This is a genomic window from Paenibacillus sp. FSL H8-0260, from assembly GCF_045040625.1.
Taxonomy (GTDB): Bacteria; Bacillota; Bacilli; order Paenibacillales; family Paenibacillaceae; genus Paenibacillus_AQ; species Paenibacillus_AQ odorifer.
In genome coordinates, this window is sequence record NZ_CP150298.1 from 4,622,247 (window position 1) to 4,636,495 (window position 14,249).

The 14,249-nt window shown below is 44.7% G+C and carries 16 protein-coding genes and 1 pseudogene; 5 read left to right on the plus strand and 12 right to left on the minus strand.

The annotated features are described in order from the left end of the window. Positions 1-2: 2 nt before the first annotated feature. From opp4C to MHI51_RS20600, 3 genes and pseudogenes are all read right to left on the minus strand, one after another. On the minus strand, positions 3-926 hold the full coding sequence (gene opp4C / locus MHI51_RS20590; protein ID WP_036685740.1) for an oligopeptide ABC transporter permease: 924 nt from the start codon (positions 924-926) through the stop codon (positions 3-5). Between the two features lie 16 nt (positions 927-942). After that, entirely contained in the window at positions 943-1,896 is a 954-nt protein-coding gene (locus tag MHI51_RS20595) for an ABC transporter permease (protein ID WP_036685739.1), read from the minus strand. Between the two features lie 64 nt (positions 1,897-1,960). Continuing rightward, positions 1,961-3,331 (minus strand): annotated as a pseudogene (locus MHI51_RS20600) (ABC transporter substrate-binding protein); the annotation flags it as partial. 8 nt (positions 3,332-3,339) lie between these two features. On the opposite strand from MHI51_RS20600, the gene MHI51_RS20605 reads away from it, so the two are divergent. Continuing rightward, positions 3,340-3,432: a hypothetical protein gene (locus MHI51_RS20605; protein ID WP_367946831.1), complete on the plus strand. Its 93-nt coding sequence runs from the start codon at positions 3,340-3,342 to the stop codon at positions 3,430-3,432. A gap of 511 nt (positions 3,433-3,943) precedes the next feature. Here MHI51_RS20605 and MHI51_RS20610 read toward each other — a convergent pair. Together MHI51_RS20610 and MHI51_RS20615 are read right to left on the minus strand one after the other, a co-directional pair. Continuing rightward, complete coding sequence (locus tag MHI51_RS20610) at positions 3,944-4,846, minus strand: helix-turn-helix transcriptional regulator (protein ID WP_076278176.1); 903 nt, start codon at positions 4,844-4,846, stop codon at positions 3,944-3,946. Positions 4,847-6,075: 1,229 nt separating this feature from the next. Beyond that, complete coding sequence (locus MHI51_RS20615; protein ID WP_405173233.1) at positions 6,076-6,381, minus strand: hypothetical protein; 306 nt, start codon at positions 6,379-6,381, stop codon at positions 6,076-6,078. A gap of 209 nt (positions 6,382-6,590) precedes the next feature. On the opposite strand from MHI51_RS20615, the gene MHI51_RS20620 reads away from it, so the two are divergent. Next, a complete protein-coding gene (locus MHI51_RS20620) occupies positions 6,591-6,884 on the plus strand; it encodes a GNAT family N-acetyltransferase (RefSeq protein WP_076134638.1) in 294 nt (97 codons plus the stop codon). A gap of 82 nt (positions 6,885-6,966) precedes the next feature. After that, the gene (locus tag MHI51_RS20625) at positions 6,967-7,812 is read left to right on the plus strand and encodes a GNAT family N-acetyltransferase (protein WP_076219232.1); all 846 of its coding nucleotides are present in this window, start codon (positions 6,967-6,969) and stop codon (positions 7,810-7,812) included. A 94-nt stretch (positions 7,813-7,906) separates the two neighbouring features. On the opposite strand, the gene MHI51_RS20630 is transcribed toward MHI51_RS20625, so the two are convergent. The 4 genes from MHI51_RS20630 to MHI51_RS20645 all read right to left on the minus strand — a co-directional run bounded on the left by MHI51_RS20630 (position 7,907) and on the right by MHI51_RS20645 (position 10,581). After that, positions 7,907-8,674, minus strand: coding sequence for a hypothetical protein (locus MHI51_RS20630; protein ID WP_405173234.1), 768 nt, complete (start codon positions 8,672-8,674; stop codon positions 7,907-7,909). 1 nt (position 8,675) lies between these two features. Then, positions 8,676-9,128 carry a flavodoxin gene (locus MHI51_RS20635; protein ID WP_076134641.1) on the minus strand — a complete coding sequence of 151 codons (453 nt, stop codon included), beginning with the start codon at positions 9,126-9,128 and terminating at the stop codon, positions 8,676-8,678. 171 nt (positions 9,129-9,299) lie between these two features. Then, positions 9,300-9,665: a VOC family protein gene (locus MHI51_RS20640; RefSeq protein WP_076219229.1), complete on the minus strand. Its 366-nt coding sequence runs from the start codon at positions 9,663-9,665 to the stop codon at positions 9,300-9,302. An 85-nt stretch (positions 9,666-9,750) separates the two neighbouring features. Next, positions 9,751-10,581, minus strand: coding sequence for a helix-turn-helix domain-containing protein (locus MHI51_RS20645; RefSeq protein WP_076219228.1), 831 nt, complete (start codon positions 10,579-10,581; stop codon positions 9,751-9,753). 231 nt (positions 10,582-10,812) lie between these two features. On the opposite strand from MHI51_RS20645, the gene MHI51_RS20650 reads away from it, so the two are divergent. Continuing rightward, positions 10,813-11,676, plus strand: a complete 864-nt coding sequence (locus MHI51_RS20650; protein WP_076219227.1) for a class I SAM-dependent methyltransferase — start codon at positions 10,813-10,815, stop codon at positions 11,674-11,676. Positions 11,677-11,679: 3 nt separating this feature from the next. Next, positions 11,680-12,426, plus strand: coding sequence for an RluA family pseudouridine synthase (locus tag MHI51_RS20655; protein WP_076219226.1), 747 nt, complete (start codon positions 11,680-11,682; stop codon positions 12,424-12,426). Between the two features lie 815 nt (positions 12,427-13,241). Here MHI51_RS20655 and MHI51_RS20660 read toward each other — a convergent pair. From MHI51_RS20660 to MHI51_RS20670, 3 genes are all read right to left on the minus strand, one after another. Beyond that, positions 13,242-13,424, minus strand: coding sequence for a hypothetical protein (locus MHI51_RS20660; RefSeq protein ID WP_256721873.1), 183 nt, complete (start codon positions 13,422-13,424; stop codon positions 13,242-13,244). A gap of 63 nt (positions 13,425-13,487) precedes the next feature. After that, the gene (locus tag MHI51_RS20665; protein WP_256721872.1) at positions 13,488-13,787 is read right to left on the minus strand and encodes a hypothetical protein; all 300 of its coding nucleotides are present in this window, start codon (positions 13,785-13,787) and stop codon (positions 13,488-13,490) included. Then, positions 13,784-14,215, minus strand: coding sequence for a MarR family winged helix-turn-helix transcriptional regulator (locus MHI51_RS20670; RefSeq protein WP_076127601.1), 432 nt, complete (start codon positions 14,213-14,215; stop codon positions 13,784-13,786). Before MHI51_RS20670 ends, MHI51_RS20665 begins: the two co-directional genes overlap by 4 nt. Positions 14,216-14,249 lie beyond the last annotated feature (34 nt).

Consider the following 14,249-nt stretch of genomic DNA (forward strand, 5'->3'; position numbering starts at 1 on the left):
ACCTACCTCTTCTGTTTAGGATCAAGCACGTCCCGGAGTCCGTCCCCAAAGATATTGATCGCGATCACTGTCGCAAAAATCGATAACCCTGGTGGAATCCACAGCCACGGCCGATCCTGAAAGTCGATCATATTATTCGCAGCATCAATCATATTGCCCCAGGTTGGAGTTGGCGGCATAACACCTAGTCCAAAAAAGCTAAGAACCGATTCACTCAATATAGCACCACCGATGTTAAGGGTAGCCATAACGATCAGCAACGGAACGATATTCGGCAGCAAATGATTAAATAATTTACGCCGGTCACGGAGGCCTAATACTACCGCCGCCTGCATAAACTCACGTTCACGCAGACTAAGCATTTGCCCCCGTACCATACGTGCCATACCCGGCCAGCTAACAATACTAAGCATCAGCATAACGATATACATCCGATAATCCGTTGGAATCTTCCACTCCGATAATAACGCACCAAAAATAAAGAGCAGTGGCAGACTCGGAACCGTCAACAGAAGATCCGCAATCCGCATTATGATTTGATCAGCAATACCGCGGTAATACCCAGCAATAGCCCCCAGAAGAGCACCGATAAACACCGAAAGAACCATTGATGCTAGTCCCACGGTCAGTGAAATGCGCCCCGCCTGCATTACCCGGGTCAGAATATCTCTGCCCAGTGCATCGGTGCCCAGCCAATGCTTCATATTGGGTGCCTTGTTCATCATGGCCATATTAATTTTGTTATCCGTATAGGGTGAGAACAGCGGACCAATAAAACAAAGCGCAAACATAAAGATCACCACCACAAATCCGGATACCGCCAGCTTGTTCTTCAGCAACCTCCGCATAGATTGCCGGAATAAAGAGGATTTTCCTTTGGTGGTCTGCGGCTTCGCGATCCCAGCTACATTACTTTGAACTGCCACGTCAGCTTCCTCCTCTCTATAGCCGAACTCTAGGATCGGCAATCCGGTACAAAACATCCGAAAGCAACGTTCCTATGACGGTAAGTATGGCAATAAACATCGTAAAGCCCATCAGTAAAGGATAATCCCTTAGTCCGAAGGACTGCATATACAGTTGGCCAATCCCAGGCCAATTGAATATTTTCTCAATAATAAGTGATCCGCCAAATAGTGCCGGAAGCTCAAAACCAACCAGTGTAATTGCGGGCAGCAAGGCATTACGTAAGGCGTGTGTAAAGAGCACCTTGCGTTCTTTCAGGCCTTTGGCGCGTGCCGTACGGATATAATCCTGTTTTAAGACATCGATCATATTACTGCGGAAATAACGGGTGAGCGAACCTAATCCAAGAAGGGTCATAACCACAACCGGAAGGGTCATATGCATTACGATCTCCTTAAAGTAAGCCAAACCCGTAGCATTACTACCCGTGGTGATTATTCCACCTGGAGGCAGCCACTTAAGATCGACGGCCAGGATTTTGATCAGGAATAAACCTATAAAAAATGACGGCAGCGACATTGCTGCGAATATAGCGATCATCACGAGTGTATCGAACCATGAATACTGCTTATAGGCAGAGATGACGCCAATAATGACCGCAATCACCCACGTCAGAAACGTAGATACGGCAGCCAGCAGAAAGGAATTCCAAATATAATCATTAAAAAGCTGCAGCACAGGCTTTTGTTGGGCTAAGGAATACCCGAAATCACCATGCAGCGCATTCTTCATCCAGATCCCATACCGTTCAAGCACAGGCTTGTTTAAGCCGTAGATTTCACGCAGCTCAGCTTTGCGTTCAGCGGTCAATTTAATATTTCCGGTTATGAAGTCACCGGGAGTTGAAGCATACAGACAGAAGATCAATAATGATGCCGCAAATAAGATGATGACCATGTACAACAGTCTTTTCGATAAATAAGCGCTCATGACAGACTCCTTATGATTCGTCCCCTGCCCTTGAATCCAGTCAGGGCAGGGGACACTGGTTTATTTATTTCAGGCTCCAAGTTGGAAGACTGCCAGCAAGACCGATGAACGGGCTGACCGATAGATTCTCAATACGTCCGTTATAGGCGTATACTGTCTTTTTATAACTTGTAAAAATAATAGGCAGTTCATCATTGAAAAGCTGATACAGCTCTTTATATACCGCTTTGCGCGCCTCAATATCAGTAGTGGCCAAGGCTTTGTTGTACAGCTCCAGGAATTTCGGATTGTCATAATCCGTGATTTCTCCATCGAAGAATTGCATGAACCCGTCAGACGGATCAGTCAACATGCTTGTGGAGAAGGATACGAGATCGTAGTCCCCACCTTCTACTTTCGATACCAGTGAGTTAAAGTCTGCGAAAACCTCAGGCTGGAATTCGATACCCAACGCTTCAAAATTCTCTTTAGCTACAGCGATGAAAATATCTGTGTTTTTACTCTTCGAACCGAGGTAATGGATGGACAGCGGTTTGCCATCTTTTTCACGGATACCCCCCGCGCCTACCGTCCAGCCAGCTTCATCGAGTAATTGTTTTGCTTTTTCCGGATCATATTTGTAAGGATTAATACCTTCCTCAGTGTAAGACCAGGAAATCGGCGATGCCGGGATGTTGGCAATAGACCCTGCACCTTGCGCTGCATCCACATAAATACTCTGACGATCCAAACCGTACACAATAGCTTGACGTACAAGCTTATCCTTGAGCTGCTCATGCTTCAGGTTAACTTGCAAGTAACCATAGGTGCTTGGAGTGTAAGGAATAATATTCACAAAACCGAGTGCTTTCAGCTTCTCGATATTCTCGTCTGTCGCACTAAAGGAAGCGTAGTCCACTTCACCAGTTTCTACGAACTGCCATACGTCGCCTTCCGTAGTTTTGTAGATGAAATGCTCCGTCTTTGGTTTACCTTTGAAATAATTTTCATTCGCTACAAAACGAACTTCTTGACCTGGAATAAATTTCTCCAGCTTGTAAGGTCCATCGCCAAGCGGCTTCTCATGCAGCTTTTTAATGTATTCAAGATTTCCAATTTTATAGTCCTTGCCATAGTAAGCTTTCGACAGTACGTTCGAGCCGAGCTGTACCAGCGCTGTTGCGTTTGGTTGCTCAAGGGTTGCTGAGATCGTCTGTGGATCAATTACTTTAATGCCCTCAACTGTAGGGGAAGTACCTTCCTTATAGGCTTTGCCGCCTTTAACATTTAACGATGGAAGCTGGGAGCTACCGTCATACGATTTGTCGTATTGGATCGTCCATGTAAATGCCACATCATCCGCTGTTAACGGTGAACCGTCGCTGAATTTCAAATCTTTTCTCAAGTGGAACGTGTATGTAAGCTGATCATCCGAAACATCCCAGCTCTCCGCAAGCTCCGGCGTTGGAACGCCTTTGTCATCAACAGTTACGAGAGAAGCGTATAGCAGTGAAGAGACATTGCCATCATAACCACTTTGTTGAAAATAAGGAGTGAACGCTCCGCTTGGGTCCGTAAGCCCGACGATAATGGTATCTGTACGTTTCTGGGCCACCGCTGGAAGTTTGGATAAATCCGTGGCAGTAAAAGGTTCGCTTAGAGCACCCGCAGGAACAATCTCTGGTGCAGTGGTTGCTTCCACATTGGTTGAATTGGAGCCTGCAGCCGCATTGTTTGCGGATGAGGATTCGTTAGTACTGTTGTTAGCGCAAGCAGAAAGTAACAGTGACCCCGTAAGCAGTAATGAAGTGATTACAATCGCATTTTTTCTCATGTACCTATCTCCCTTTTCTCTCTGAATAGAATAATAACTATAATTCCTACCCGTTAAGTATGAATAACATCTGATTTTCATTATAGAAAGGTTTTCTAGTTCTGTAAAGAGAGAACTTAAAAAAAATTCTCCATAAACAGAATTGGGTGATAAATAAAACAAATAAAAAAAGCCAAAACCCTCTCTGTAAAAGAGAAGTTCTAGCTTTCAGGCGGTTATATTTTTTCAAAATCATTATTTCAAATACTCGAATAGCTGCTCATTCATCCGATGAATACCTTCGAGACGCAGACTGTATCCGGTGACATTCTCCCCTTCAATATAGGCATGAAGCAAACCTGCACAACGAAGATTAAAAATATGATCATGCACAATCCCCTTCGAGATCCCCGCATGCTTAACAATTTCGGTAAACGTTTTACGGCCACCACTAAGGGCTTGGAGGATTTTTAGCCGGCTTTTTTCACTCAGACTACGGATCGCTCTGTACATAAAAGGGGAGATTTCCTCATTCTCCATCGATATCCACGCCGCATAATGGCAGATCGTTAATTCACCGTAGCAATAAATGATATTAGCAGGCTGAAAATGATACTGTGGAATCAGTACGAGCTTCTTAAGCCCATCCGTAGGCATGAAGTAAAATCCGTTGGTCGTCTTGTTCACGAAATCCGCAGTGTCCAGTCCATTAAGCTCCATGTTCTTGGAATCCGCATGCTGCTGTAGTTTGCTCAAAATCGCAGGATTGCATTGGCTAAAGTACTGGCGGTTCCACTCGGAGAGTAAAAATACTACGCGGTTACGGTAATCCTCCATATGGCTTGGAAATACCTTTACATACTTTGATAAGGTCTCGTATAACTCGCCAACCGATAACCCTTCAATCCAGTTCAACACACTGTCTACATCATCTTTAAATGGACAACAGTAAATGAGCAGATTCAACATTTTCCACTCATTGTTTAGTTCGGTTTCTTTCAGACGGGATAACAGCTCTTCACTGAGCGTGCTTTCAATTTCATTAGCCCACGCTACCCCTAAATCAATCTTCTTATAGGATTTTTTGCAGAGATAAGTATGTAAGCTGTTCAACAATTCATAAATCGATCCAAATTCAACCTCAACCTTGTATTCCACAATGATTCCTCCTGCTAGCGGTTCTTTTCAGTAGTGAGATATTCTCTTAATCTTATTGTATTATCCTGAGAATACGCAAGCTACTCTATAAACGGGAGTGCATAAAAATTCATTAGCTGCTATTTCAGCACCGAATTCTCTGCATTGCACGCTGGTTTAGCTGTCATTTCCGTTAGCGTGGACGCTATCGGACACAACTGAGCTTGTGCTAATGGCGTCTGCTGGGTCCGCAGGCTTCAGCGGGAGATCAGGACTCTGCGCTATCGGACACAATTGACCTTATTCGCAGTATTATCCCCTTTTTTGTGTGCGATCGGACTCCATAGGCGCTATGGGCATTAAAAATGCCTATTTCGCGCCTATTCTAAAGGAATAGCTGCACTGGGGTCCGAAACTTTACTCAAAAGGCTAAATATGTGCTAATAGCGTCTGCTGGGTCCGAGAGGTTCTACGGAGGTTTAGGATTTTGTTCCATCGGTCAGTTGACCTTGTGCAAATAACGTCTATTGGGTCCGTAAGCTCCTGCGGGAGATTAGGATACTCTTCCATCGGACACAGTTGACCTTATTTGCAGTATTATCCTCTTTTCAGCATGCTATCGGACTCCATAGGCGCTATGGGCATAAAATAGGCCTATTTCGTGCCTATTCTAAAGGAATAGCTGCACTGGGGTCCGAAACTTTGCTCAAAAGGCTAAATATGTGCGAATAGCGTCTGCTGGGTCCCTAAGCATCAGTGGGGAATTAAGACTCTGGACCGTAAGCTTCTGCGACGGATTGGGATCCTACGATATTGGACACCTATCGGACACAGTTGACCTTATTCGCAGTATTATCCCATTTTCAGCATGTTATCGGACTCCATAAGCGCTATGGGCATTAAAAATGCCTATTTCGCGCCTATTCCAATGGAATATCTGCACTGGGGTCCGAAACTTTGCTCAAATGACTAAAAATGTGCAAATAGCGTCTGCTGGGTCCGTAAACATCAGTGGGGAAATCAGGACTCTGGTCCATAAGCATCAGCGGGGGATTAGGACTCTGGTCCGTAAGCTTCTGCGACGGATTGGGATCCTACGATATTGGACACCTATCGGAAACAGTTGACCTTATTCGCAGTATTATCCTCTTTTTTACGTGCGATCGGACTCCATGGGCGCTATTGACACTATAAATGCCTATTTCGTGCCTATTCCAAAGGAATAGCTGCACTGGGGTCCGAAACTTTACTCAAATGACTAAAAATGTGCAAATAGCGTCAATTGGGTCCGTTAGATTCCGCAGAGGATTAGGACAGAGGGTTCGGGGTTCGGGGGTTCCATGGTTCCGGGGTTCCGGGGTTCCGGGGTTCCGGGGGTTCCAGCGTTCCCAGCGTTCCCAGCGTTCCCAGCGTTCCCAGCGTTCCCAGCGTTCCCAGCGTTCCCAGCGTTCCCAGCGTTCCCAGCGTTCAGCGTTCCCAGCGTTCCCAGCATTCCCAGCGTTCCCATCATTCCAGACTTCCAGACTTCCAGACTTCCACCGTTCCCAGCTTACCAAAACAAATACTCGAGGTTAGTTAACTCTCACTTGCTCATATTCTGCTATAGCCATGTTGCCCACATGAACAAAAATGCAGTGCAGCGATCCTCGGGTAACAAGGAAAACAACATTCAACCCGACGAACAATCAATCTGGTTCGCTCCTCGCTTTTTGCAATTCATGGTAGTAAAATATAGGCAATAACTAATTAGGAGTGAAGCCATAAGATGCAAATTCAAAATGAAAACGGACGTTTTTTTGTTGCTAATGACGGTAAGGACCTTGCCGAAATCACATACAGTTTGGATAAAGAAGCCGGGGAATTAGTCATTGACCACACCCGTGTCTCCGAAGAACTGCGCGGTCAAGGTACTGGACAAGAGCTTGTACGTGCTGTTGTGGACAAGGCTCGGAATGAGAATTTAAAAATTGTACCCGTGTGCTCCTATGCTGCGCATCAATTCGAGAAGCACCCGGAGTACAAAGACGTGCTGAGCGGGAATACTGGCGGGAGAGCTTAAAACCTGCTCCCGTTTCCGCGAAGCTTTTTTAGTAACTATGCGAACTTATAATAGTTCAAATACACTTTAGGGGGAAACGGGTTTGACGACTGCCGACACTTTTAAGAATATTGAGGAATTACAACAACGCTGTGAGCAATATGAAGGAATCTCATTAAAACTGAATTGGGATATGCTCCGCCAGCCATCAAGCGCAGGTGATACGGAATGGCTCGTGACTTATGAGGACGAATTACTGGTTGGTTTCTTGGGACTCTATGGTTTTGGAAGCGATATGGAGGTCTGTGGCATGGTTCGGCCAGGCTACCGTCGACGCGGAATCTTCACCTCTCTGTGGAACCGAGCACAAACCATAATCAACCGCAATAAAGTCTCTACTCTTCTTCTAAATGCACCCGCCGCTTCTTCATCTGGAACTGCTTTCCTGCAAACCTTGCCTCTGCAGTTCAATCACGCTGAATATCAAATGAAATGGGATGGCAATTCCATGGTGTCATCTGATGTCAGCTCAGCAACAGGGACTGTCGTCTTACGGCCAGCTCGTGAAGAAGAGGCACACATTCTGGTCGAACTGGATTGTGGAGGTTTTGATATGAAGACAGAAGATGCTGCAGAGCAGTATGAGTTGCACAAACAGGAAGGTATGCAAGAGAATATTATGATCGAGATGGACGGCAGGCCTGTTGGGAAGATGCGGGTGTGGACTGAAGATAATGAATCCTGGATCTATGGATTTACAGTCGACAAAAAGCTACGTGGGCTTGGCATTGGCCGCAGCGCCCTTCTTCAGACCATCGAACGAGAGCGCAAAAATTATAATGGTGTAAATCTGGAGGTCGCACTGGATAATCCCAATGCACTTAAGCTGTATGAGAGCTGCGGCTTTGTCATTCAGAATAAACAGGATTATTACCGATATATCGGCTAATCCCCAGACCTACTCTTGAGATTTTAATAAAGCAGTCACAATAAGACCTCCTTACTTGCTGGTGTTCTAACCTGCAGATAAGGAGGTCTATTTATTATAGTAAATAATCCGCTTCGCCTCTCTCATTTCTACGATCGCTGCAGCTTAAGGAACCGTCAGCTAACACTTCACGCTCAAGAAATACGGATAACAGACGCACATAATCCAGTGACTCCATAAGCGAGATTGCCTCTCCATCAAAGCAGTATTTACGTCCATCCAGCAGCGAGAAAACTTCCACGGTCTCCGCTGGCTCACCATAAGCATGATGGCAAAAAACATTGGCCATATGCATAAATCCAGTGATGATATCCTCATTGCCATTAACCATAAATTTCTGAATGTTCACGCTTCGGCCACTTTTTGAAGAGTTCCAAGCCAGCTGCGTAATCATCGATAACTCCAAATTCAGCGCTGGAACTGGGACATGCCACTGTTCATATAACATCACTGGAATCTCCTGTAGATGATTGCTTGAAACGATACGCATAAGCTCATCAGCTACACTCGTTTTGATATCCCAATATTGCAAAAGGGAGGGAAAAGCATCTCCCCTAGGAGGCCACCGGCGCTCTAACAGAAATTGTATAGGTGTCTCTCTTCGCACTTCCGGCAACAGACTATAGAAGTCATTAAGTGTATGCCCCACAGCATATTGAACCTGCTGGCGCCAGCGTGGGAGCCCCGTCGCTGGAGCTCCGCTAGCTAAATTCTCAGTCCCGCCCAGCATAATATGCTCCATGCGATAATCGTGCAGCCGTTTATACGGAGGGCTATGTACATCCCTTGGCTTGTTAAACCAACTTCCCACTGGCCCACCCATCTTAGGTTACCGCCATACAGGCTTCGATGAATTGACGTCCGAATTGACGGCAGGCTTCTTTTTCGGCAGCATTAGGGCCATACTCAATCTTTAGGCTATCTTGCAAAATGACTGCTCCACGCTCCTTTAGCTTCTCCTCGATAACATCCACTGCCCCACAATAAATGGCGTAGCCTGTATCTCCACTACCAAAAACTGCTGACTTCATAGCAGTCAAATCAAGTTCATCCATCTCCTCATAGAAATCAAGAGCTTCATCCGGCAACTCTCCGTCTCCCCAAGTGTATGCCCCTAGCAGAACGCCTTCATATGATTTTATCTCAATCGCATTACATTCAGTGACCGACTTCAAAACAGCCTCACCGCCTGCTTGGCGTATTCCTTCTACAATCAATTCAGCCATTTCCTCAGTGTTGCCAGTTAAACTAGCATATGCCACAAGCACTTTAGCCATAAACTCCTGTTCCTCCCCTACTAACACCTTAAATTTAAATCATATACGCTTCACCTCATTCTATTTGATAATGATTATCATTGTCAATAAATAAAGTTAAAAAAACGCAAACTCCCCGTTATTACACACGGTTGAGGTTTGCGCTCCGTCTCATTTTTCTTAAAAAGAAGCTTAATAAGCACCTTCCAGCAAGGTTATGTGATTCCCATCAGGATCACGAAAATTCATTTCTTTACCGCCATATTCCATCGTAACAGGTGGCTGACAATCCAGTCCCTTAGCTTTCAACTGCTCGTATGTCTCATCCAGATTATCACAGCCGAATACTAAATTAACAAAACCTGTCGTAAGATTTTCCCATTTTGCAGCATCCCAAATAATAATTCCCGGCTGCTTCTTATCAAAACCAATCTTTGCCCCGTCGAAATTACCGTAACCTTCGAAAGGCATAGGAATTCCTAGTACCTCCGTATAAAATTTAGCTGACACCTCAGTATCTTTAGTGTAAATGTTAGTCCCTTCAAAAGACGAAATCATAACTTGTCCCCTCTCATTCTCATAATATGTCTCATTTCTTACTTGGGTTTAGTCTAACAAGGTTGACACGCTTTGTATTGCAAAATTACGACATTCTTCGGCCTGCATAGACCAAGGCTTCAAGTGGGGTTCTTCCTGCATATTTTTTGAAATTATTGATAAAATGGGACTGGTGACTGTAACCATACGCGAAAATAAGATCCTGCATATTCTTTGTCTGCCCAGGTAAATGACACATCTCCCGCCATACATTCTGAAACCGCACGAGATCTGCTGTTTTTTTGGGCGATACACCTATATATTCTTGAAAAAGCCGTTCAAGTTGTCGTCTGCTTAAATTAGAACTGGTCTCCAAATCCTCTGCGGTCACAATCCCTTTTTGTTTAACCATAGTATAGACTGCGTTCATCATCCGATCGTTAGTCCGCCCTCTACGCTCAAGACGACGAAGCAGATAGGCTTCAGCGGCTGCAATCCTTTCGTCCATCGAGTTTACTTTCTCCAATAGATGACCAAGCTCTTTTTTAAAAGTGCCAAAATATTGTTCTACATCGACATGTGCATTCAAGACATTCCGCAGATGATCATCTGCAAAAAAATGAACCGCCCAGAACTGAAACCGGATACCAAAGGTTGAACTCCCCCCTGGCTTTCTGTCTGAAGAGACTTCAAATGGAGTGTCATTGATGCCGGAGAAAAAAGTGTTTGTATTGCCTGATTCTCTATCCAAATCCCAAATAATATCCATACAGGTGTCCGGAATTATTGTCTCCGTCTCAGGTTGTTGTATAGACTCCACATCTACAGAACCCCAAAAACAGCGAATAAACGGCTGCAAGGCATGGCTGGGCAGAAACTCACTAGTGTGGTTGGGTTTTGCAGTTATAGGGAAATACAGCGGTGAGAGATTGAACATAGCTTTAGTTCTCCGATCGTAAATAGGGTAAGAACTCTACTATCTGATCATACACAATCAAGTCTTGCAGCACCAGTTGAATAGCCGCATAAGCATGGGAATATTATACACTTCATTAGCATTGGACAAAATTATTGGTGAAGCTGGTTGAGGTGTAATTTGTTTGTAGCAATCAGGTGAAATGTTGTACAATAAAGGCTAAATGAATTTTTTTGAAGGATGGATTAAATCATGTATATAGCGAGCGATTGGAAAGACTATGAAGTAATTGATACAGGCGGTGGAGAGAAGCTCGAACGCTGGGGCGATATTATCTTGCGTCGTCCTGATCCACAGATTATTTGGCCTCTAAATAATGAGACCGCTAAATGGCGTGATGTGCACGGACATTATCACCGTTCCTCCGCTGGTGGCGGACAATGGGAAATGAAAAAAACCATTCCGGACGATTGGAAGATTAGCTATGGTAAATTAAAATTCCACTTACGTCCTACAAACTTCAAGCATACAGGACTATTCCCGGAACAAGCAGCCAACTGGAGCTGGATGATGGACAAGATTGCAGCGGCTAACCGTCCAATTTCAGTGCTGAATCTTTTTGCTTACACAGGTGGAGCTACTGTGGCAGCGGCGAGTGCCGGTGCGTCTGTCGTTCACGTGGATGCAGCCAAAGGTATGGTGCAGTGGGCGAAAGAAAACGTTCAGCTGTCTGGTCTTGGAGAACGTCCAGTCCGCTTTATCACGGATGATGTATTCAAGTTCGTACAACGTGAACAACGCCGCGGCAGCAAATATGACGCGATTATTATGGACCCTCCTTCTTACGGAAGAGGACCTGGTGGAGAAATGTGGAAGCTTGAATCAAGCTTGTACCCTTTCCTTGAGAGCTGTATGGAGATTATGAGCGACAACCCATTGTTCACGCTCATTAATTCCTACACCACTGGAATTTCTCCAACTGTACTGCGCAACATGTTGTCCATGACCATGGGCAAACGTTATGGCGGAAAACTTACCTCCGGCGAAATTGGTCTTCCGATCACCTCCTCCGGCATGAACCTGCCATGTGGTATCCTGGGTCGCTGGGAGGCGTAAGCCATGACACAGCATAGTTCCGGCAACAATGAGGCTGTAAGCGGCGGATCACAACGCTTTGAAGTGTTATACGAAGACAACCATCTTCTGGGGATTGTAAAACCCGTGAATATTCCTGTTCAGGAGGATGCAACAGGCGATCCTGACCTGCTGAACCTGCTGAAAGAAGATGTGAAGGAACGTTTCAACAAACCCGGCAACGTCTATATAGGTCTGGTCCACCGTTTGGATCGACCGGTTGGGGGAGCAATGATTTTTGCCAAGACTTCCAAAGCGGCTTCAAGACTATCCGAGAGTGTCCGTACTCACGGCTTTCATAAGGTGTATTTAACAGTCGTGCATGGTAAACCGCCAGCCACTCGTGGCCGTCTTACAGATACGCTGCTTAAAGACGCAAAGAGTAACACCGTCACTGTGGTTCGAAAAGGAACTCCCGGCGGCAAGGAAGCAATTCTGGATTACACAGTGCTTGACAGTGCAGAAGGATACAGCCTGCTTAAGATTGATTTACTTACAGGGCGTTCCCACCAAATTCGGGTGCAGCTGAGTTCGATCGGCTGTCCATTATACGGTGATCAGAAGTACGGGGCTTCAGTGAACAGACCGGGGCAACAAATTGCGTTATGGTCAGCACTTGTAGGATTCCCTCACCCTGTTACTAAAGAAGAAGTGGAACTCATCTCTCTGCCCCCACAAACCCATCCTTGGGATCTGTGGCCGCGTGAAACACTACAAGAAGGGCTGTCCTGAAGCAGCGCTTTTTAGGCAATGAAACAAACCCTGTTATTTAAAACAAGGCAGTGATTCTCCGGTTAGTGGAGAATCACTGCCTTGTTTTTGGTTCTGCGTCTGCTACTTGATCAGAGACTATGGGAAGAGGGTCCACGTTGGAGTGTTCTTCTTAGCTCCGCACGAATGCTTAGTCCGATTATTCCAGCCGGGCATGGAATATCCCTTTGAGATTAAACATCCCTTCGAGATTAAACATCATTTTGAGAGATTAAACATCCTTTCCACCTTCCAGCCTGAACTTAGCTAACGGTCCACCGCTCTGTTTAGCGATGGATCAGCAGTGGTACAGTAGTGGTACAGTAGTGGATCCTAGTTGGAATCTGAAATGAAAGTAAGATAACTGCACTCTATACACTTATTCCGAATAAAAAAACAGTAGGTCGGATTTTAAGTGTACTCTTTACAACTAAAAATCAGGGAAACTGTAAAAAGAGAAGTAAATCAAGAAAATAGTTGTATAAAATACAGTTATATCTCAATGCTCGAGTAATTTACAAATAATAGCTGTACAAAATACAACTAAATACATTTAGATACCTCTACATGTTTCTCTTACTTCTAGATGCCACTAAATACCTATATATACTTTCAAACGCTTCTAAATGTTTCTATATACTTCTATATATATCTATATACTTCTATATATATCTATATATTTCTATGTATTTCTACATTCATCTAATCTTCTAAACGCCTCTATCTTCTTCAACATTTTCCGCATTGCTTCCATCGGCTCTTTATACATATATTCTAAATGGGGTGTAGATCCAAATCTAATACCCTATCATATTTATTAAAGGCTTATCATCCCAAATTTGAACCTCAATATATCGTTCAGGTCCCTTGTCACCATTGGCATTCCATTCCTGTGGCATACCGAATTTATCGATTACATCTATAATCTCGTCCCATGTATAAACTTGATTGCGATAAGGTTTGCCATCTTTATATCTCATAGTAGGAAACAAATCCCCGTAAGTGAAACTGATCGAAGCAGGATCAAACTGCTCAATAGTAATTTACAGGCTTTTACCTCTAGGATACCAGTCTAATAACCACGGACATTCTCCCAGCGTCATATAATGCGGACAGGCTCTAGAAGGCTTACCACCTTTTATTATAAATAATTCCCTGGCCTTTGCTTCAAGACCCCGGCGAATATCTAGATAATCTGCTGAACGCTTACTCGCAAAACCTTTATTACGCTGACGTAGATCATTCAGAACCTGTTCCGCTTCTTGGGATGGCAGATCAGACAGATTTTGAAATGGACCTGTAGATTCATCATAGTAGTGATACAGCCAAGCTATTTGCTTCAAGGTGTAGAACCCTCCGGTGTAGTTGTCACAACCATTTTGCCCATTAAGTAGAGCAGTAACTGTTGGTTATGAGAGGAGATCGGATCAAGCGCTTCCGCAAAAAAATCACTGCGGATCTTTAGACCCCGTGCAGTTTCTTCCATTCCAGTCTCCGTTATACTCACCCATACAATCCGCCGGTCCGAAGCATCTCTTTCCCGCACAATAAGCTCATGCTTCTCCATCCGATCAAGTAACATCGTAACCGCTGCAGGACTGGTCGCCAAATGTGGAGCCAGATCAGAAGGCTTCATGGCGTCGCGTTCCTGAAGCAGTTCAAGTACAGTAAGTTGGGCATCCGTCAGCGTTGGAGCAAGATTACTGTCCATATGTAATTTATAATCTTTTAAAATCTTATGCCAAATTTTACTGAATTCAGAAGCATGCACACTTATTCCTTCCTTTCCTCGCGGTTCTATCCGG

Bases quoted from the DNA above. Each gene is read 5' to 3' on its own strand.
- MHI51_RS20660 (WP_256721873.1), bottom strand. From the start codon at position 13,424: ATGAGATATAAAGATGGCAAACCTTATCGCAATCAAGTTTATACATGG.
- MHI51_RS20635 (WP_076134641.1), bottom strand. From the start codon at position 9,128: ATGGCTAAAGTGCTTGTGGCATATGCTAGTTTAACTGGCAACACTGAG.
- MHI51_RS20630 (WP_405173234.1), bottom strand. From the start codon at position 8,674: ATGGGTGGGCCAGTGGGAAGTTGGTTTAACAAGCCAAGGGATGTACAT.
- MHI51_RS20655 (WP_076219226.1), top strand. From the start codon at position 11,680: ATGACACAGCATAGTTCCGGCAACAATGAGGCTGTAAGCGGCGGATCA.
- MHI51_RS20595 (WP_036685739.1), bottom strand. From the start codon at position 1,896: ATGAGCGCTTATTTATCGAAAAGACTGTTGTACATGGTCATCATCTTA.
- MHI51_RS20645 (WP_076219228.1), bottom strand. From the start codon at position 10,581: ATGTTCAATCTCTCACCGCTGTATTTCCCTATAACTGCAAAACCCAAC.
- MHI51_RS20640 (WP_076219229.1), bottom strand. From the start codon at position 9,665: ATGATTTCGTCTTTTGAAGGGACTAACATTTACACTAAAGATACTGAG.
- MHI51_RS20650 (WP_076219227.1), top strand. From the start codon at position 10,813: ATGTATATAGCGAGCGATTGGAAAGACTATGAAGTAATTGATACAGGC.
- MHI51_RS20620 (WP_076134638.1), top strand. From the start codon at position 6,591: ATGCAAATTCAAAATGAAAACGGACGTTTTTTTGTTGCTAATGACGGT.